Here is a 20,409-nt window from a genome sequence, read left to right as displayed (position 1 = left end):
CTATATAAGCGCATATCTTTCCTTAAACATTTCATCCCAGTTTTCTGTCCTGACAATGCTTACAAGGATTCTTACTATGATGTTGATGCTTACAACGATTTTTACAGCACTCATTACAACATTCATCTTTACTATGATGCTTACAACGATCCTTACAGCACTCATCGCAACATTCATCTTTACTATGATGCTTACAACGATTCTTACGGCACTGATTGCAACATTCATCTTTACAATGTGCTTTTCTATCTAACTCAACAACATCCTCTAGTTTAAATTCAAGCAAAATTTGAGATTTTACTACTGTACGCAGTGTCTTATTTACGCTTTCATTAATGTCCAAAAAATCATTCAAACATTTTGGAACACATTTTAGAAATGCTTGAAGCTTTTCTCCTTCTGCATTTAGTATATGGGACAAGCCAATCTCCTCTAAGGCTATAGAAGATAGAAGTAGATTAATCGTGTCACAACGATTTAGAGTAATTAAAGGAGTAATATTGGGGATATTAGGCAAAGACATAAAACTCACCACTTTCACATTATTTAACAACGTACAGGAATAGCAGGTTAAACCATCATGTTCTTCTTCCTAGTACTTGTAATTTTGATAATTCCTAAAGAACCATGACGTGATAAACACCCAACCATATAACATTGTATTCAAGGTTAACTATTAGGTGCTAGTTCGGTAAAAAAATTCATCTGACTTATCAGTATTTACATAATAGAGGCTTTCTTCTTGAAAAATCATTCGTTTTTATAAGTTCTCATCCCAATTACATAATTGAAAGGTAACCAAATATCAGCTGATTTTGGTAATAGGACCGATAAAACATCTAGATAATAAAAAAGGAATATCACCAAATGAAGGTAATATTCCTTATGTTAAAATATATCTTGAATTAACTAATTGCAACACCCGCGCTTGCGTAACCTGCAACCGTATTGATTAAAGTTAGACCAGTTGCTTTGGCAGAGAACACCATTAGTAAACGATCTTGAGGTGCTACTGGAATTGATAGTCCTGTAGTAAGTCCATTGCTTATCTGACCAATTGAAATTAAACCGGTGAGCGATGGTGCTAACGTTACAAGAGCACCAGGAATTGGACTAAAGGTGTTATTTGGTGTGGTTGATCTATATAATTGTGCTGTAATTGTTACTGTGGATCCTATTAGATTCAGTGCCAGTGTTGTGCTGAAGTAGGCAGAAATTGATGTAATAGTACCAGCGCGAGGAACTGAAAATGCAAAGTTTAAGAGAGTACCTCCAGCACCTGTAAGATCGATATTACCTCCCAAAACGCTAACACCAGTTACTGAATTTCCAAATCCTACAAGACTTGTAGTGCCGACTAAACCACCTAGTATAGTAGTCATTGCAGCAGGGAGACCGGATGCAAATGGAATGATAGCACCAGATCCGGCAGTCCCTGTTGCGCCCGTAGCGCCTATAGCTCCAGTAGGCCCGATGTCCCCGGTAGCGCCGGTAGGTCCAGTTCCCCCAGTAGCGCCCGTAGCTCCGGTTGGCCCAGTCGATCCAGGATCCCCAGTAGCTCCAGTGACTCCGTTAGCGCCTGTAGGGCCAGTTCCCCCAGTAGCTCCGTTAGCTCCAGTAGCACCAGATTGGCCAGGATCCCCAGTAGCTCCAGTGACTCCGTTAGCGCCAGTAGGTCCAGTTCCACCAATAGCTCCGTTAGCTCCAGTAGCACCAGTCGATCCAGGATCCCCAGTAGCTCCAGTGACTCCGTTAGCGCCAGTAGGTCCAGTTCCACCAGTAGCTCCAGTGACTCCGTTAGCGCCAGTAGGTCCAGTTCCCCCAGTAGCTCCAGTGACTCCGTTAGCGCCAGTAGGTCCAGTTCCCCCAGTAGCTCCAGTAGTTCCGGTAGATGAGTTGATTTGGGTTACTTGTTTTAATTTACTATCTAATAAAAGTTCTTTTTTCATCGCCAATTCTAGGGTATCTTGAACACTATTATTTACTAATAAGATATCCTCTAACGAAGCGGCATTGGTCAAGCCTGGTATCGTGCCAAGTGCATATTGCAGTTTTTCCCCTTCTGCATTAATGATATGTGCTAGTCCCAATTCTTCCATCGCAATGGAAGCTAAAAGTAAGTTAATAGCATCGTCCCTAGTGAGTGTAATATTTGGCGTAATATTTGGGATATTCGGTTGTGACATTTAATCTCTCCTTTATATTTTTTTGAACAAACCTCCATTGCGCAATGAAAATCAAGGTTGTTCTGTTTATAATCTATTCAGATAAGAAGAGAGTGGATAAGCCAAATGCCTCTATATATTAATAAAGAAGAAAATATGTACAATTTACTAAAGAATATGAAAGAAAATTTACAATGCTTTTCGTATAATCCTTTTCTTAATGGTCAAACTATCTTTTGAGAAAGGATGAATATTAAATGAAAGAAAACAAATTTGCAAATCTTGACCAGGAGCAGCTGCAAGAACTTAATGAATTGGAAGAAAAACTGGGTGTTACGTTGGTAGCATATGATTCATCCGCAGCATTTACCAGTTCTACTAATGACTTGTCATCTTCCTGACTATTTCTCACAAAAGATATACTCCATTTCTAACTTAACTCTAAAATAATAAACTCCTTTATTAATTTTCTATTAATAAAGGAGTTTATTGTTTTAAGTAGAAATACTTCAATATGGATACATTTAAATAAAGGATGGGTGTTTGCTAATGAGGGATACAACGTTGGAATATGCAAAGAAATTAGATGAGAACGATACATTAAATAGCTATCGTGGTGAGTTTTATATGCAGCCGGGTACTATATATATGGACGGCAATTCTTTAGGATTGTTGTCCAAACGAGCGGAACAATCATTATTATCTACACTAGATTCTTGGAAAAAATACGGAATAGATGGGTGGACGCAAGGGGAGCATCCATGGTTTTATTTTTCTGAAACATTAAGTAAAATGTGTGCACCACTAGTTGGGGCTTCAGAGGAAGAAGTGATCATCACTGGTTCAACGACAACAAATTTACATCAGTTAATCGCTAGCTTTTATCATCCGAAAGGGAGAAGGACAAAGATTTTAGCGGACGAATTAAACTTTCCGTCAGACTTATATGCGATTAGTAGTCAGCTAGCATTGCATGGCTATGAGGCAACGGAGCATATGAAGTTAGTAGAAAGTAGAGATGGATACACTTTAGATGAAGCGAATATTATACAAGCTATGACGGATGATGTTGCATTAATCGTACTACCAGGTGTGTTATATCGAAATGGTCAAATCCTAAATATGAAAGTGCTTACCGAGGCCGCGCATGAACAAGGTATTTTGATTTGTTTTGATTTGTGTCACTCCATTGGGTCCGTTCAACATGAGTTAGATGAATGGGATGTGGACTTTGCTTTTTGGTGCAACTACAAACATTTAAACGGTGGACCTGGAGCGACCGGGGGCTTATATGTGAATCGCAAACATTTCGGACAAAAACCAGGTCTTGCTGGGTGGTTTGGCTCGGATAAAGGAAAACAGTTTGATTTAGCAACTCAAATGACACCTGCATCGGATGCAGGTGCATATCAAATAGGCACACCGAATATATTAAGTGCAGCTCCACTATTTGGATCACTAGAAATGTTTGCCGAGACTGGTATGGACGCAATCCGTAACAAATCTTTGAAGTTAACGGATTATATGATGTATTTAATAGAAGAAGAGCTAAATGATTATTCATTTAGTATTGCCAATCCACGTGAAGAAGACCGTCGTGGAGGACATGTTTTTTTAGTACACGATGAGGCAGCACGTATTTGCAAGGCATTAAAAGAGCATCATATCATCCCAGATTTCCGTTCACCGAATGGAATTAGATTAGCACCGGTAGCGTTATATAACACCTTTGAAGATGTGTGGAATACTGTACACATTTTAAAGGAAATAATGAAAGAAGAAACGTATAAACGTTTCGAAAATAAGCGGGATGTGATCGCATAAAGGAGGAACAGAATGCCAAAGGATATTTCAGAGTTGGAAGAAAAGTTGAATCGGGAAAAAGGAATTCATACAGACTTTCAGAATGATATGACGTACTCTGAATATTTACATCTAGATAGCATTTTATCCAGTCAAAAGCGGCTATCAGGTCATCACGATGAAATGCTTTTTATTATCATTCATCAAGTAAGTGAACTATGGATGAAGTTATTATTGCATGAGTTAACAAGTGCCATTCAAGCAATTCAAGAGGATAAAATGCAGGCAGCTTTTAAAATGCTAGCACGCGTGACGAAAATTCAAACACAAATTATACAAGCGTGGGATGTGCTCTCGACATTAACGCCTGCAGAGTATTTAGAGTTTCGAGATAAACTCGGAAAGTCATCGGGATTTCAATCTTTTCAGTACCGACAAATTGAATTTGCACTAGGGTATAAAACGAAGCACATTTTGAAAATTTATGAAAAGGATCCTTCCTTATATGAAATGCTTGAAAAAGCATACAAAGCACCAAGTATTTATGATGTAAGCATACAAGCTTTAGCGAAAGCGGGATTTGAATTGAACCCAATTGTGGTTAATCGAGACTACTCTATCACTTATGGAGGAGATGAAACAGTCGCTACTGCATGGAAAGAAGTATATCTAAACGTGGATAAGTACTGGAATCTATATCAATTAGCAGAAAAACTTGTAGATGTGGAAGATTGGTTACAACAGTGGCGTTTTCGTCATATGAAAACGGTGGAACGGATTATTGGTTTTAAAAAGGGAACTGGTGGGTCATCAGGTGTCAATTATTTACGACAAGTGTTAGATCATCGTTTTTTCCCAGAGTTATGGGATTTGAGAACAAGCTTGTAAAGGAGGAAGCCATGGAAAACCGGTGGATTGATATTTCACAACCATTCTCGAATAAAATCGGCACTTGGCATGGTGACACGCCATTTAAATTTGAAATAGCCTATTCAAAAGAACAAACTGGTTCCGTCAATATTGGACGATTCACAACAAGTGTGCATACGGGAACACATGCCGATGCACCATTTCATTTTGACAATGGAGGACCAACGATCGATCAATTAGATATCAATATTTATATCGGACGTGCCAAAGTAGTGGATATGTCAGGATTCGAGTCCATTGGGTGTGAAGAATTAAAAAATATAGAATTAGCAGGCGTGGAACGTTTACTTTTAAAAACAACAAATAAAGTATGTGTGGAACAATTCCCTACAAAAATTCCCGTGCTAAAAGAAAATATTGGTGCTTTTTTGCAAGAGAAAGGAATCTTTTTAGTCGGTGTTGATCATCCATCTGTTGATGCTTTAGATAATAAAGAACTACCAACCCATCACGCACTTTATCAACACGACGTACACATTTTGGAGAACTTATTATTACAAGATATTGAACCCGGTGATTATGAATTGATCGCACTGCCACTTAATATTCAAGGTGCGGATGGCAGTCCGGTTAGGGCTGTGATTAGACCGATATAGTAATAGAGAAGGATGGATTACTGTTTACTCCATCCTTTGGTTACTTGATGAATTCAAAATAGCTTACTTCATTACTGATCGTCATTTTAAAAGGTAACTTCTCTTCAGTTGTTAGTTTAATATAACTACCTTTATATTCCCCAAAATTAAAACTTATTCCATTGTGTTCTGGATAACCAAACAAATAGGACACTACTTCACCATCATGAACAAATACAATTTGGTTCATTCCCTCGCTTACGGTTTCCCTTATATTACTCCATTTATATCCAATGGTTTCATAGATTGTTTCCTTCGTTGTATAAGGTGAAAAACTGTATAAGGTATCCCATTCAAATGGTATCCATGGTCGCAAATCCTCAATAACTGCATCACCACTAATAGGTTGAAATGCTTTTATTAAATTGATAGCATTAATTTCCCAAACATCTTTTTTTGCATAATGAACAAAAGTTGGTATTCCTATGATAACAATCATACATATAAAACCCAAAATTAGATTTCTTTTTTTTATCATAATATGTACCTTCCTTAAAATAGATTCTTCGGCAATCATAAGTTATTACTTCGACAAAAGAAATAATATCCCTCTCAAAATGGATTTAACTTTAGATGTATGCACCCGCAGGAGTTTATAAATTTGACGAAACTGAAAATCATTGTGTCTTTATAGGAAGAATTGTGAGCTAAGTCATACCAGTTATTTTTATAAGCGCTTATACTATGAGTAGCGAACGATTCTGGAATAAAGACAAGGAGTGATTATTTTGAAAAAAATAGTTGTAGTTGGAGGGGGCATTACAGGCCTTTCTACGATGCATTATTTGCAAAGAGTTAAATTAGAAAATACCTTAGACATAGAATTAGTTTTAGTGGAAGCGAATGATTATTTAGGCGGAAAAATTCATTCGGTGAAGGAAAAGGATTTTATCATGGAGGTTGGAGCAGACTCCATTGTTGCGCGCAATGAAGGAGTAATGCCTTTAGTGGAAGAGCTACATTTGCAGGACGAGCTTGTGTATAATGCAACAGGAATTTCCTATATTTATACGAACAATGAGCTGCATGCAATTCCACCTGATACAGTATTTGGTATACCAACAAGTGAGGAATCGTTGGAAAGTAGTACGTTAGTCTCCGATGAAGGGAAAGAAGAAGCATTAAAAGACTTTGAATTATCAAATGAAAGCTTCACGAAAGAAAGCTCAGTAGGATCATTTTTAGAGCACTTTTTAGGAAAAGAACTAGTAGAAAAGCAAATAGCTCCCGTGTTATCTGGAGTATACTCAGGAAACTTGGACAAGCTGACCATTGCTTCGACATTACCTTATTTAATTGATTATAAAAACGAATATGGCAGTATTATAAAAGGCTTGGGTGCCAATAAAGAACGGTTCCAAGCTGCAGCAAATAAAAAGTTTATCTCTTTTAAAGGTGGTCTTTCCGCTTTGATTGATCGCATGGAAGAAGAACTTGATGATACGACGATTATAAAAGGAATTCAAACGAAGAAAGTACTGAAAAAAGGTGAGCGGTACGAGCTTTTATTGTCCAACGGTGAAACAATTGAGACAGACTATGTTGTGTTGACCACCCCACATAATGTTGCACAAGCAATATTGCAAAATGAAGAGTTAGATACAGACTTCATTAAGCTGAAAAACTCTTCACTTATTAGTATTTATCTTGGATTTGATATTCCTGATTATCAGCTTCCAGCAGAGGGTACTGGTTTCATTGTTTCCGAAAATAGCGATGTGAAATGTGATGCATGCACGTGGACAAGTCGTAAATGGAAGCACACATCTGCAAATAGTCATTTGCTTGTTCGAATGTTTTATAAGAGCTCTAACCCGGCATTTGAAAGTATGAAGGATATGACGCAGGAAGAATTGATTGAGGTTGCATTACAAGATATTGAAAAAAGTTTGAAGTTAAGTGGTAAACCACAAGTGGTAGAAGTGACGAACTGGAATGACCAGATGCCAAATTATCATTTGGAGCATGGAGAAGCGATTAGATCATTAAATGATAAAGTGGCTACTCAGTACCCAAATGTTGTACTTGCAGGATGCTCCTATTATGGCGTTGGGATTGGAGCTTGTATTAAAAATGGAAAAGTAACAGCAGAGTCAATTGTGAAAAAGTTAAGCTAGTTTTGAAAGAAAGAGGCTGTCGGTTAGTGGATTTCATCATCCGCTCTTCGGACAGTCTCTTTTATATTTTCATTAGGCTGGGATACTAATGGAGAAAAAGAAGGAAACATACATATAGATATATTGAGGAGGTGTAAGATGTTCACATCTAGTTTATTTATAGTCAGTATTAAAGGTGGCCATGATTTTACTTAGGTAAGAACGTATGCTATTCAACAAAGGAGGATGAGTATATATGCCGACAAGCTGGTATCAAGCTGTTCCAACTATTATTGATTTAGTCCAAATGGATGGCCCTCAATCAATACTTGATATAGGAGTGGGATTTGGTAAATACGGTGTACTATTGCGCGAAGTATTCGATATACCATATGAACGCTATGATAAAAAAAACTGGCATTTACAACTGGATGGTGTCGAAGGGTTTGAAGGCTATAATAACCCAATCCATGATTATGTATATAATAAAATGTATTATGGCAATATATTTTCTGTGTTACCAAAACTATCACAGAAATATGACACACTTCTATTAATTGACGTGTTAGAGCATTTTGAAAAAGAAGAAGGATTACGTTTAATTGCTGGACTATTAGAAGTGACAAATCGATCCTTAATAGTGTCCACTCCGATTTGGCCTGCACCGCAAGGAGATTATATAGGAAATGAACTTGAAACGCATAAAAGTCGTTGGAATATAGTCGACTTTGTAGATTTCGATTTTCAATTTAATCAAGTCAAAGTTGGTAATAATGGAGCCAATCTATTTAAATTTTATCCTAGCAATAGAAAGAAATCCTCTATTGAGAAGGACAAATCTATGAAAATCGGATATATTGTACCCCATCAAAATTTAACAGGTGGACTGAAAATGTTATTGACGCAAATGGAAATGTTGAAAGAAAGGGGGCATCATGTTACTGCCTATTATAGAGGAATGGAAGGGCAACGCGCATTGCCATCATGGTCGGATGTAGTAGTGGATCGTGAAGTAATTATTCCACCATTAGCACCATTTAAACAGTATGTGGAGGAGTGTGATGTTGTAGTTGCAGGTTGGTTTCCACAGCTATTGGAATTAAAAGATATAAATACACCTGTTTTCTATTATGAGCAAGGGCATGAATTGTTGTTTGGGGATGTTCCAGAATACAACAATTTTACTAATATTAAATTGTACCTGCAATCATGTTATAAGTCAGGTATTCCTATTGCGACTATTTCGAGCTTTGTATCTCGTTCTTTAATGGCTCGATTCGATATATCCTCCGAAGTTATTCCGATTGGAATAGATGTTGATGTATATAAACCAATTGAGAAGAAGGAAGATAAAGAGTTACTGACCGTGTTATTAGTTGGGAACCCACATTTGCGTTTTAAATCTTTCAATGATGCAATTAGGGCTTTACAAATAGCTTGGGATCGAGGGCTGCGTTTTCATGTGAAGTGGGTGTGCCAATCACCTCCGTCCGTTCAGGCAACTTTTCCAATAGAGACGATTGTGCATCCTAGGCAAGAAGTGCTTATTCAATATTATCAGGAAGCGGACATATTTTTATTCACATCATGGTATGAGGGATACGGAATGCCTCCTTTAGAAGCTATGTCATGCGGTACACCAGTTATCACGTCAGATTGTGGTGGAGTAAGGGATTATGCGGTATCCGAGTATAATTGTCTATTAGCTGATCCAGGTGATACTGAACAATTTGCTAATCATTTAGAAAGACTATTAAAAGATGGAGAGCTGAGGAAAGCTCTTAGTGAAAAGGGAAGAGAGACCGCATTATCATTGAAATATGAAAATTCTGTTTCGAAGATAGAGGAATATATGCGCAAATTAATTTAGATCTAATGTATAGAATATTCTTACTAAATCTTGACGCTTTAGTAGAATAAAGGTATGATATGTTTTATAAAAAAACTAAATAGTGAATTCTTATCAAGAGAAGCCGAGGGACTGGCCCTAGGACGCTTCAGCAACCAGCCGTAATGGTCAGGTGCTAAATCCAGCAGGCTTGTAATAGTCTGAACGATGAGAAGGGACGAATATAACATACTCGTAAAGCCTTCTTTTCATGGAAGGCTTTTTTTGTATTTTAGAGAGGATGAGTGCTAGTGGGATTACTAGAAAAACTAAAAACGAATATGCTTACTGCAGACGGGGCAATGGGGACGCTGCTTTATTCATACGGAATAGATTATTGTAATGAGGAATTAAATATACAGAAGCCTGAGATAATCGCACAGATTCATCAAGATTATATCGCCGCTGGAGCAGATATTATTCAAACGAATACATACGGTGCGAATGCGATTAAATTGGCAAGGTACGGATTAGAAAATCAAATGAAAGAAATTAATGAAGCGGCGATTCATATTGCAAAAAGAGCTGCTGCACCAGGTGGACAATTTGTGCTAGGTACAATTGGTGGGATCCGCGGTATTCGGAAGAGTGATGCATCCATTGATGAAATCATTGCAACGCTTGATCAACAAGCTACTCAACTCTTAGCAGGAAACCCAGATGGGCTACTCCTTGAAACCTATTATGATTTTGAAGAGCTGACTGCAACTGTTAAGCATCTACGTAAGATGACGGATACGCCAATTATTGCGCAAGTATCGATGCATGAACCTGGAATATTGCAAAATGGTTTATCGCTAAATGATGCTTTACATCAGCTCGAAGCAATAGGAGCAGATATTGTTGGAGTCAACTGTCGTCTTGGACCGCATCACACGATTCAAGCATTTGAAGGGGTAACTCTTCCTGAAAAAGCATTTCTTTCTGCTTATCCGAATGCGAGTTTGCTCGATATGGAGGATGGACGTATAGTGTACGAATCGGAAGCAGATTATTTTGGGAGTGCCGCATTATATCTTCGAGAGGCTGGAGTCCGGCTGATAGGTGGATGCTGTGGGACTACTCCGAAACATATAGAAGCAGTGAAAAAAAGAATCGCCAACTTACCACCAATTACCAATAAAACCGTTACACCTAAAAAACCAATTATTATTCAAGAAGCAAAGCCATCAATCAATAAACCGCTTCATGAAAAAGCGAGAACGGAAAGAACAGTCATTGTAGAACTGGATACTCCGCGCCACTTGGACACGACCACTTTCATGGAAGGAGCAGAAAAACTATATGCTGCTGGAATTGACGCTGTAACTATGGCAGATAATTCACTAGCCTCTCCGCGAATTAGCAATATGGCAATGGGATCGATGTTAAAGTTGCAAAACAATATTCGTCCACTTGCTCATATCACTTGTCGTGATCGCAATTTAATAGGCTTGCAATCTCATTTAATGGGTCTTGATGCACTTGGAATTCATGATATTTTGGCTGTAACTGGAGATCCAACAAAAATTGGAGATTTTCCAGGAGCTACAAGCGTTTATGATGTTTCGAGCTTAGAGTTACTGCAATTAATTAAACAGTTAAATGAAGGTATTTCATTCTCAGGGAAATCGCTTCGAAAAAAAGCAAATTTCTCTGTGGCAGCAGCATTCAATCCGAATGTTCGCGTACTTGATCGCGCAGTAAAACGCCTCGAGAAGAAAATCGAGTGTGGAGCTGACTATTTCATCACGCAACCAGTCTATACAAAAGAAAAAATGCAAGAAATATATGAAGCAACCAAACATTTGTCCACGCCAATTTTCATTGGGATTATGCCGCTGACAAATAGTCGAAATTCAGAGTTCTTGCACAATGAAGTGCCTGGTATCAAATTATCAGATGAAGTGCTTGAACGTATGCGTGCGTGTGGGGAAGATAAAGAGCGTTCTACTGCAGAAGGAATACAAATTGCAAAAGAACTGATTGATACAGCAGCGCAATTATTTAACGGTATTTACATTATCACGCCGTTTTTCCGTTACGACATGTCACTTGAATTAATTCAACATATTAAAGAGATTGATGAAAAGAAAGTGAGCGAAACCAGCTATGTCCAAACATCTAATTGAACAACAGCTTCAAAATAGGATACTTATCATTGACGGAGCGATGGGCACAATGATACAAAATGCGAATCTTTCTCCAGAGGATTTTGGTGGGGAAGAATATGACGGTTGTAATGAGTATTTGAACATTGTGAACGCAGATGTCATTGAGCAAATTCACCGGGAATATTTAGAAGCCGGTGCTGATATCATTTGTACAAATACATTTGGTGGTACACCAGTTGTATTGAATGAATATAATCTTGGAAACGAAGTATATGAAATTAATTTTCGAGCAGCGCAAATTGCTAAAAATTGCACAGCTGCATTCTCCACACCTGAATGGCCACGTTTTGTAGCAGGAGCCATTGGACCGACAACCAAAACATTATCTGTTACGGGCGGTATTACGTTTGATGAATTAACCCACAACTTTTACGTGCAAGCGAAAGCATTAGTAGAAGGCGGATCGGATGTTATCTTACTTGAAACTAGCCAGGATATGTTGAATGTCAAAGCCGCGACTATTGGAATAAAACAAGCATTTACAGAAACAGGTAAAGCACTTCCAATTATGATTTCAGGCACAATTGAACCAATGGGTACGACACTTGCGGGACAAAGCATAGAAGCTTTCTATATTTCTATCGAACATATAAAACCACTTTCAGTTGGGCTTAACTGTGCAACTGGCCCAGAATTTATGACGGATCATATTCGATCACTTTCCGAGTTGTCGGATGGATATGTGAGTTGTTATCCGAATGCAGGATTGCCCGATGAAGAGGGGCATTATCATGAATCACCTGAATCACTTTCGAAAAAGTTAAGAGGTTTTGCAGAAAAAGGTTGGTTAAATATTGTAGGTGGATGTTGCGGAACTACTCCTCCACATATTCGAGCAGTTCGGGAAGCAGTGAAAGACGTTGCACCGCGTAAACCGCTAGAAACGGGCCATGGTCACGTTGTGTCTGGTATCGAGCCGTTACTTTATGATGATTCGATGCGACCACTACTCATAGGAGAACGAACAAATGTTATCGGTTCGCGAAAGTTTAAACGATTGATTGTGGATGAAAAATTTGAAGAAGCTTCGGAAATAGCGCGTGCACAAGTTAAAGGTGGCGCCCATGTTATTGATATTTGTCTTGCGAACCCAGACCGTGATGAGCTAGCGGATATGACAAATTTCATGAAAGAAGTTGTAAAAAAGGTAAAAGTGCCGCTTGTCATTGATTCCACAGATGAAAATGTGATTGAAGAGGCATTGAAATATTCACAAGGAAAAACAATTATTAACTCGATTAACTTAGAAGACGGGGAAGAACGATTCGATGCTGTTATGCCACTTGTCAAAAAATATGGGGCTGCAGTAGTCGTTGGGACGATTGATGAAGTGGGAATGGCTGTTACGCGGGAACGAAAGCTCGAAATCGCAGAACGCTCTTATGATTTGCTCGTAAATAAGTGGGGGATTGCCCCTGAAGATATTATTTTTGATCCACTCGTTTTCCCAGTAGGAACAGGAGATCAACAATATATTGGTTCCGCTGTAGAAACAATTGAGGGGATACGTTTAATAAAAGAAAAAATGCCACGCACATTGACTATTTTAGGAGTAAGTAACGTTTCATTTGGTCTTCCGCCAGTCGGTAGAGAAGTGCTTAATGCGGTTTATTTGTATCACTGCACGCAAGCAGGTCTTGATTATGCGATTGTAAACACAGAGAAGCTAGAGCGATATGCTTCTATTCCTGAACAAGAAATTACAATGGCAAACGAGCTTTTATTTACAACAACGGATAAAACACTTGCTGATTTTACGGATTTCTACCGTGATAAAAAGAAAGAAAAGACAGAAGCAGATATTCCAAAAACAGTTCCTGAACGCCTAGCATATTACATTATCGAGGGCACGAAGGAAGGGCTTATCCCTGATTTGGAAGCAGCACTTCAGCTGTATGACACACCATTAGATGTCATTAACGGTCCATTGATGAAGGGAATGTCCGAAGTAGGACGTCTTTTCAATGATAATCAATTAATCGTAGCAGAAGTACTTCAAAGTGCAGGTGTGATGAAGGCATCAGTGGCATACCTCGAACAGTACATGGAGAAGAAAGAGGATGACTCAGGTAAAGGGAAGATTATTCTAGCGACAGTTAAAGGTGATGTACATGATATCGGAAAAAACTTAGTCGATATTATTTTAAGTAATAACGGATATAAAGTAATAGATGTTGGCATAAAAGTTACGCCAGCGACACTTATTGAAGTCATTCGAAAAGAAAAGCCAGATATCATCGGGCTTTCTGGATTACTAGTAAAGTCTGCACAACAAATGGTTATTACGGCACAAGATTTTAAAGAAGCGGGAATTGATGTGCCGATGCTTGTTGGAGGAGCAGCATTATCAAGGCGTTTTACAGAGACAAAAATTTCTGCTGAGTATGACGGACCCGTTTTATATGCAAAAGATGCCATGCAAGGGCTGGATCTTGCAAATCGCTTGCAAAACAAAGAAGATAAAACCATATTATTAGAAGAACTTAATATACAACAAGAAAAACGAAAAGTAGCAGAAGCAACTCGAGCTTCGAAATCAGCAGTCGCTGTATTAACAAAGCCAGTAAAAACGGTGCGTGAGGATGTTCAAGTATACAAACCAAAAGACTTACGACGACATGTTTTGAAAGATTATTCTGTGTCTCATTTATACCCATATGTTAATATGCGGACACTCATCGGACATCATTTAGGGTTAAAAGGTTATAGTGAAAAATTATTAGAACAAGGGGACGGACGCGCTGTAGAACTACATGAACTTGTAACAGAGTTTCTAGGGGCAGGTATATTAAAACCATCTGGCATGTATCAATTTTTTCCTGCCCAATCGGATGGAGATGATGTAGTTATCTACGATCCAACTGATGCGAAAACAGAAATAGAACGATATACATTCCCGCGTCAATCAGTAGAACCATTTCTTTGTCTTGCAGATTACTTAAAATCCGTTGATAGCGGGGAAATGGACTATGTTGCATTTATGCTTGTTACTGCAGGACACGGGGTACGTGACGCAGCAAACAAACTAAAGGAACAAGGGAAGTTTTTAGAAAGTCACGCATTGCAAGCAACTGCACTGGAGTTAGCAGAAGGGTTTGCCGAACGAATTCATCAAGAAATACGTGATCAGTGGGGGTTCCCTGATGCAACCGATTTTACAATGCGCGACCGATTTGCAGCAAAATACCAAGGTCAACGATTCTCTTTCGGGTACCCTGCTTGTCCGAATTTAGACGATCAAGGAAAACTATTTGGTCTTCTTAAACCAGAAGACATCGGTGTGCATTTAACCGAAGAATTCATGATGGAGCCAGAAGCATCCGTTTCTGCAATTGTCTTTGCCCATCCGGATGCTAGATATTTCGTCGTGGACTAATAAAAAGTTTGAGTGAAAATGATGAATCGATCAATCCCACTCACTAAAAGCAAATACACCGCCTGCAGATAACCTATCTGTTAGCGGTGTATTTTATGTTCTTCACTCTTTTCAATTGAGCTACAATAATAACACTTATGATAACTAGTAGAAACCAAGAACTAATTTTCCCAATCGGGACGAGCGACCAGGCTATTTCTTGGTTTGGATATTGCCATGCGCCGAAGAATGTGGTGATATTTTCTGCGATCCAAATAAAGAAACCAATCAATAGAAAAGAGAGAATCATCGGCATTTTATAGATTATCTTATTGATTTCAAAAGTGACAAACGTCCTTAGAAAAATTATAAGGAGCAAACCTTTTAACACCCAACGAATATCGTACGTAAAATGGTGAGTAAAGAAATTCAAGTAGATCAGAACACTAATGCCAACTGCGAAAAATGATTTTGGCCAGTTGTAAATGTGCAAATCAAAATGCCGCCAGCTCTGGCAAATGTAACTAGCCACGCTGGCATACATAAATCCACTATATAATGGAACTCCGAAAAACTTGCTATACGCTTCCTCTGGATATGCCCATGAACCCATATGTACTTTATATAACTCAAGTGCCAACCCAATTACGTGGAATAAACAAATGACTTTAAACTCATCAAAAGTTTCTAATTTGGAGATAAGCATGAATATTTGAGCTGCCAGACAAACAATTAAAATAAAATCATAGCGAGGTAAAAATGGAACACTTATAAACTTAGATACAGCAAGAGCTGCAAAAATGATGACTGGAAAAATGCAAGAAATTGCTTGTAAATACACGAAACGTAGAAAGTTCCTCATATAAGCACAACCCCTACCTTCTAAATAGGATTTGAATAGCTAAAATATGGACGAAATTAACTTCTACAAGTTTCTTCATTGGTTAGAATAAAAAATCCCCTTCATTTAGTTCTAATTGAAGTGTTACATATACTTGTTTAATATTCTAAATATCTTTAAAGCTATTTGTATTCTAAGTAATTCTTCAGAGCTTTTTAAGTCCGTATTTAATATTTCTTTAATCTTCTCAATTCGATAGATTAGAGTATTTCTATGTAAAAACATTGCTTTAGATGTTTCGGATACATTTTGATTGTTGTAAAAGTAATTTTCCAATGTGGATAAATAACTGGTTGCATGTAATTTATCGTGTTCATAAATTTTGCCGAGGCTTTTCTGAAAAAAGTCCTCTAATTCTAAGGAGTTAATATTCGAATCTAATAGATGATAAACAGAGTAATCTTCGAAATGAGAGACTTCATTTTTTTCGTGCATCTGCTGCATTAATCGGATCATTTCATTCGCTTCCGAAAAACTTTTATACAATGAGTTTATGGAACGATATTGCTGGCCGATGCCAATCAAAAAGGAGTTCTGTAATCTATTAACGAGTTTCTCATGCAAATCAGTGGCATATTGCTTTGCTTCACTAACTGAAATAGGTGGTCTATCTTCGTTTTGACCAACTAAAATGATGATTCTATTATTTCTATAAAAAGATGTAATTTCACCGATAGATTTGTAGGCCATTTCATAAACAATCTCTACGCAACTTTGCGCAATATTATCCATTTTATATTTACCTATTATCATATCTTCAAATTTTTCCACTTCCTTAGCTTCTATATTAATCACTAAACAATAATATGAATAATTTGGGTTTAGACCATGCAAATCACATAAAGTTTGTAATGTTTCGGGAGAAGTAATCTTGCCAGATAGTAAGTCGTCATAGAAATCCTGTCTTATTTTCAATTTAACTTCTTTGATTTCCTTCGCTTTTATCCTTTCCAGCGCAATGATTGTAGAAGCTTGTTGCAAAATAATATAGTCAAATTCAACTAGATCATGAACTGTTTGCCAAATAACGATGTACCCGTAAATATCTTGTGAAACTGCAATAGGAAGAACTCTACAAATAATACTTTTGTCTTTTAAATAATAACTTCTTTTGATTGATTTTTTCATATCACTTAAGTTGGGTGGAATACTATCAATAAATTCTTTGTTAAATATAGGTTTATCCGTAGTTAAGTCAAGTGAATCTTTGAGCGGAATATCGTTAGCCGCATGTTCTGTATAGTGTAATAAACTCCAATTTTTATCGACAATAATAATTGGGTTATTAATTGTTCCAGACAACATGGATGAAATTTTTTCAATTCCTCCACCTTCCAAAGAAATTCTAAAGAATAAATTATGCATGTCTAAAGTTTTTCTATTTAGTAAATCATACCTTCCCGATGCTTTTTCATTAATGATCGAAATGACTCTTGAGAGAGTGTATCCAATAGGTAGTTCTAAAAGTGGTAAACCATATTTATTTGCTTCATCAATCATATTTTGTGGAAGTTTATCAAAATATCGCTTCATTTTTACGACAAGCCCAGCACAGTTAATCTCCGAAAGTTCTTTAATAATTTTATTTTGTAACTCCTCATTATCTTTAAAAATATATCCTGTTGACAGTAGTAATTCATTAGGTGAAAGCCAATCAAATGCGTCTGGATTTTCGATAATATTTACAATAGATATTTCGTTATTAATACCTTTTTCACCAGCAATAATCTTTAGACCATCTATCGCTTTTATTTCTAATAAGTCTTGAACTGTAAGCAATTTTTTCTCACTCCTAAGACAAAATGTCTTTCTATTAAGTTGTACAATATGCACAAACTAAATTAGCACTTTTTGGTTTGATTAAACGATGACCATACCACGTTCTCTATTCTATAGTATTTATGTAAAGGTGAAATATGTCAAAGGAATATGCAAACTTTTGTATATTATGAACAACAACTGAAAGTGGGAAGGTACTATTTAGAGGAAGTGCACTCCACCTGTAAGTTAATATTGTTCATTCAATTAAGTTTTGAAAACAGAGGTGAATGTAGTGGTATTTGCAAGATCTGGAGACGTAGATTTTATTCAGAGAGTTATCCACTCAAAGCTTAGTGGTTTTGTTCATAGTACTTTTAAGCGAACATTAAATATACAATGCATTGAAGATGGAGAACTATACACCATCGCCTGTAATGAAATAGATAATGGACCAAATACCCTTATCGTTGATTTAGCTTGCTTCGAAGAAATGAACATAAATGCCTACGATGAAGTGTATTCCGATAATAATATTATATCTATCGGAAACAAAATGTCCATAACAATCGATAGGGCAAAAAGTTGGGAAAGTATATTACCGACATATCCCACCAATACAGATGTATTAAAGAAGAATATAAAGATAATGAAGCAGTATATCGAAATCCATGGTAAAAGTGGCGGGATTAAGAGTAAATCAGTAAATGAAAGTCCATTTGAGCAAGAAATGTCTAAAATGATTCAGGAAAGAAAAGGTTTACTAATAGACGAACTGGTTAATAAGCAACTGCATCATGCAGTTCCACATGCAGTTTCGTTTTTAGGACTTGGCCCTGGATTAACTCCGTCTGGAGATGATTTTTTAGTAGGATTATTCACCTGTTTTCATTTGAAAAATAGTCCTTTCGCTAATTATCAATGGTTTTTTGAAGAAATTGAACGGGCAGCAAAGACAGCAACAAATGAAATTAGTTACATAGCAATAAAGAAGGCTTCAGTAGGGAAAATTAGAGAGTCTATCATTGTTTTAGTAAATGCGTTGTTAGAAGAAAATGAAGAGCAATTGATTCTCTCATTAATAAAAGTATTAAATATAGGATCTTCGTCTGGAACAGATATCGCTTTAGGGATTCTTACTGGACTAGAAATTAATATTAAAATTGGAGGTACATTATGACTGTTCAAGTTGTAGTTAAAGCAAACACATATTTCGATTCCGTGTCTTTAATGTCTTTATCAACAAAAGCAAACCAAATTGAAGGCGTTGAGCAAGCAATTATAGCGATGGGAACTGAAATGAATAAAGAAGTAATTAGAAACGTTGGTCTAATGACACAAGAAGTAGAAGAAGCTAGAACAAGTGATTTAATGATCGTTGTAAAAGCTGAGAACGAGGAAATGTGCGAAAGCGCTTTCGAAAGTATTGATGAATTATTAACGAAAAAAAATAAACCTTCAAAAGGTACAAGCGAAGTTAAATATTCAACGATTAAATCAGCAGCAGAAAACATTCCTGATGCAAATTTAGCAATTATTGCGGTAAACGGAATGTATGCTCCAAGAGAAGCGAGAAAAGCACTTGAAAATAATCTTCACGTTATGATGTTTAGCGATAACGTTTCGATTGAAGATGAAATATCATTAAAACAATTAGCACATGAAAAAGGCTTATTAATGATGGGTCCTGACTGTGGAACTGCAATTATTGGAAATGTTGCATTATGCTTTGCTAATGCAGTGAGAAAAGGCAATATCGGTATCGTTGGCGCATCAGGAACTGGTAGCCAAGAGTTAAGTGTTCGTATTCATGAATTTGGAGGCGGAATTACGCAACTTATCGGTACTGGTGGACGCGATTTAAGTGAAGAAGTTGGCGGAATTATGATGCTTGATGGTATTAAAGCGTTACAAGAAGACGAAGCTACAAAAGTTATTGTGTTAGTTTCTAAACCACCAGCGCCAAGCGTAGAAGAAAAAGTTTTAGCTCAAATTAAAAAATCTTCTAAACCTGTTGTTGTATGGTTTGTGGGCGGAGACGAAGAAAAAGTAACAAAAGCTGGCGGTCATTTTGCAAAAATGTCTAAAGAAGCTGCACTTAAAGCGGTGTTATTAGCTGGCGCTGACGAAAGCAAAATTAATAAACGTGCATTGAACCTTCCACTAGTAGAAGAAGTACGTGCGAAATTAAAACCAGAACAAAAATATATTCGTGGATTATTCAGTGGCGGAACACTTTGTGACGAAGCAATGCACATCGCTATGGAGAAATTCGACAATGTCTATAGCAACATTCAAAGAGAGCCTGAATTCCGTTTAAAAGACGTAAAAGTAAGTCAAGATCATACATTCATTGATTTTGGTGATGATCAATTTACACAAGGTAAACCTCATCCAATGATCGATCCTTCTACTCGTATTGAACGATTTATCCAAGAAGCGAAAGATCCATCTGTTGGAGTAATTGTAATGGACTTTGTTTTAGGATTTGGTGCTCATGAAGATCCAGTAGGCGCAATGCTTCCAGCAATCATTGAAGCGAAACAATTAGCAGAAGATGAAGGAAGACATTTAGAAATAATCGGATATATTCTTGGTACAGAATTAGATAGTCAAAATATTGAAGGTCAAATTAACAAATTATTAGCTGCCGGAGCTACACATGCAAGCAGCAGTCAAAATGCAGGTTTATTAGCAAGAGAATTTGTAGTGAAAGGAGAATAAT

General features: G+C 37.2%; 15 protein-coding genes and 1 riboswitch. Of the genes, 11 read left to right on the top strand and 4 right to left on the bottom strand.

Features of this window, described 5'->3' with window-relative positions; all coding sequences use genetic code 11:
- The first annotated feature begins 76 nt into the window (after positions 1–76).
- Positions 77–253, top strand: a complete 177-nt coding sequence (locus tag ACEPXG_RS15560) for a hypothetical protein (RefSeq protein ID WP_391204324.1) — start codon at positions 77–79, stop codon at positions 251–253.
- A 652-nt stretch (positions 254–905) separates the two neighbouring features.
- On the opposite strand, the gene ACEPXG_RS15555 is transcribed toward ACEPXG_RS15560, so the two are convergent.
- Entirely contained in the window at positions 906–2,186 is a 1,281-nt protein-coding gene (locus ACEPXG_RS15555; RefSeq protein WP_391204321.1) for an exosporium glycoprotein BclB-related protein, read from the bottom strand.
- 236 nt (positions 2,187–2,422) lie between these two features.
- On the opposite strand from ACEPXG_RS15555, the gene ACEPXG_RS15550 reads away from it, so the two are divergent.
- The 4 genes from ACEPXG_RS15550 (at position 2,423) to kynB (ending at position 5,494) form a co-directional block, all read left to right on the top strand.
- The gene (locus ACEPXG_RS15550) at positions 2,423–2,566 is read left to right on the top strand and encodes a hypothetical protein (protein WP_391204318.1); all 144 of its coding nucleotides are present in this window, start codon (positions 2,423–2,425) and stop codon (positions 2,564–2,566) included.
- A gap of 148 nt (positions 2,567–2,714) precedes the next feature.
- Positions 2,715–3,989 (top strand): kynureninase, encoded by a 1,275-nt coding sequence (gene kynU / locus ACEPXG_RS15545; protein WP_391204315.1) that lies wholly within the window; start codon positions 2,715–2,717, stop codon positions 3,987–3,989.
- Positions 3,990–4,001: 12 nt separating this feature from the next.
- Positions 4,002–4,856, top strand: a complete 855-nt coding sequence (gene kynA, locus ACEPXG_RS15540) for a tryptophan 2,3-dioxygenase (RefSeq protein WP_391204312.1) — start codon at positions 4,002–4,004, stop codon at positions 4,854–4,856.
- A gap of 11 nt (positions 4,857–4,867) precedes the next feature.
- Positions 4,868–5,494, top strand: coding sequence for an arylformamidase (gene kynB / locus ACEPXG_RS15535; protein WP_391204309.1), 627 nt, complete (start codon positions 4,868–4,870; stop codon positions 5,492–5,494).
- 40 nt (positions 5,495–5,534) lie between these two features.
- Here kynB and ACEPXG_RS15530 read toward each other — a convergent pair whose 3' ends face one another.
- A complete protein-coding gene (locus ACEPXG_RS15530) occupies positions 5,535–6,011 on the bottom strand; it encodes a hypothetical protein (protein ID WP_391204306.1) in 477 nt (158 codons plus the stop codon).
- 250 nt (positions 6,012–6,261) lie between these two features.
- Here ACEPXG_RS15530 and ACEPXG_RS15525 point away from each other — a divergent pair, with 250 nt between their 5' ends.
- From ACEPXG_RS15525 to metH, 4 genes are all read left to right on the top strand, one after another.
- Positions 6,262–7,650, top strand: coding sequence for a protoporphyrinogen oxidase (locus ACEPXG_RS15525; RefSeq protein WP_391204303.1), 1,389 nt, complete (start codon positions 6,262–6,264; stop codon positions 7,648–7,650).
- A gap of 235 nt (positions 7,651–7,885) precedes the next feature.
- Positions 7,886–9,499: a glycosyltransferase family 4 protein gene (locus ACEPXG_RS15520; RefSeq protein ID WP_391204299.1), complete on the top strand. Its 1,614-nt coding sequence runs from the start codon at positions 7,886–7,888 to the stop codon at positions 9,497–9,499.
- Positions 9,500–9,586: 87 nt separating this feature from the next.
- A riboswitch (SAM riboswitch) is annotated at positions 9,587–9,692 on the top strand.
- A 76-nt stretch (positions 9,693–9,768) separates the two neighbouring features.
- The gene (locus ACEPXG_RS15515) at positions 9,769–11,628 is read left to right on the top strand and encodes a bifunctional homocysteine S-methyltransferase/methylenetetrahydrofolate reductase (RefSeq protein WP_391204296.1); all 1,860 of its coding nucleotides are present in this window, start codon (positions 9,769–9,771) and stop codon (positions 11,626–11,628) included.
- A complete protein-coding gene (gene metH, locus ACEPXG_RS15510) occupies positions 11,609–15,046 on the top strand; it encodes a methionine synthase (RefSeq protein ID WP_391204294.1) in 3,438 nt (1,145 codons plus the stop codon). The genes ACEPXG_RS15515 and metH overlap by 20 nt, the downstream gene beginning before the upstream one ends.
- A gap of 73 nt (positions 15,047–15,119) precedes the next feature.
- Here the strand turns inward: metH and ACEPXG_RS15505 are convergent, their stop codons facing one another.
- Both ACEPXG_RS15505 and ACEPXG_RS15500 read right to left on the bottom strand, forming a co-directional pair.
- A complete protein-coding gene (locus tag ACEPXG_RS15505) occupies positions 15,120–15,887 on the bottom strand; it encodes a DUF817 domain-containing protein (protein WP_391204291.1) in 768 nt (255 codons plus the stop codon).
- A 123-nt stretch (positions 15,888–16,010) separates the two neighbouring features.
- Positions 16,011–17,705, bottom strand: a complete 1,695-nt coding sequence (locus ACEPXG_RS15500; protein ID WP_391204288.1) for a PucR family transcriptional regulator — start codon at positions 17,703–17,705, stop codon at positions 16,011–16,013.
- 274 nt (positions 17,706–17,979) lie between these two features.
- Between ACEPXG_RS15500 and ACEPXG_RS15495 the strand changes: the two genes are divergently transcribed.
- The gene (locus tag ACEPXG_RS15495) at positions 17,980–18,864 is read left to right on the top strand and encodes a DUF2877 domain-containing protein (RefSeq protein ID WP_391204285.1); all 885 of its coding nucleotides are present in this window, start codon (positions 17,980–17,982) and stop codon (positions 18,862–18,864) included.
- Complete coding sequence (gene fdrA, locus ACEPXG_RS15490; protein ID WP_391204282.1) at positions 18,861–20,408, top strand: acyl-CoA synthetase FdrA; 1,548 nt, start codon at positions 18,861–18,863, stop codon at positions 20,406–20,408. The genes ACEPXG_RS15495 and fdrA overlap by 4 nt, the downstream gene beginning before the upstream one ends.
- Position 20,409: the final 1 nt, after the last annotated feature.

The organism is Psychrobacillus sp. L4 (assembly GCF_042944905.1).
Lineage (GTDB): Bacteria > Bacillota > Bacilli > Bacillales_A > Planococcaceae > Psychrobacillus.
Note: the sequence above shows the minus strand (reverse complement) of the source record. Positions and strands in the feature narration are given on the sequence as shown.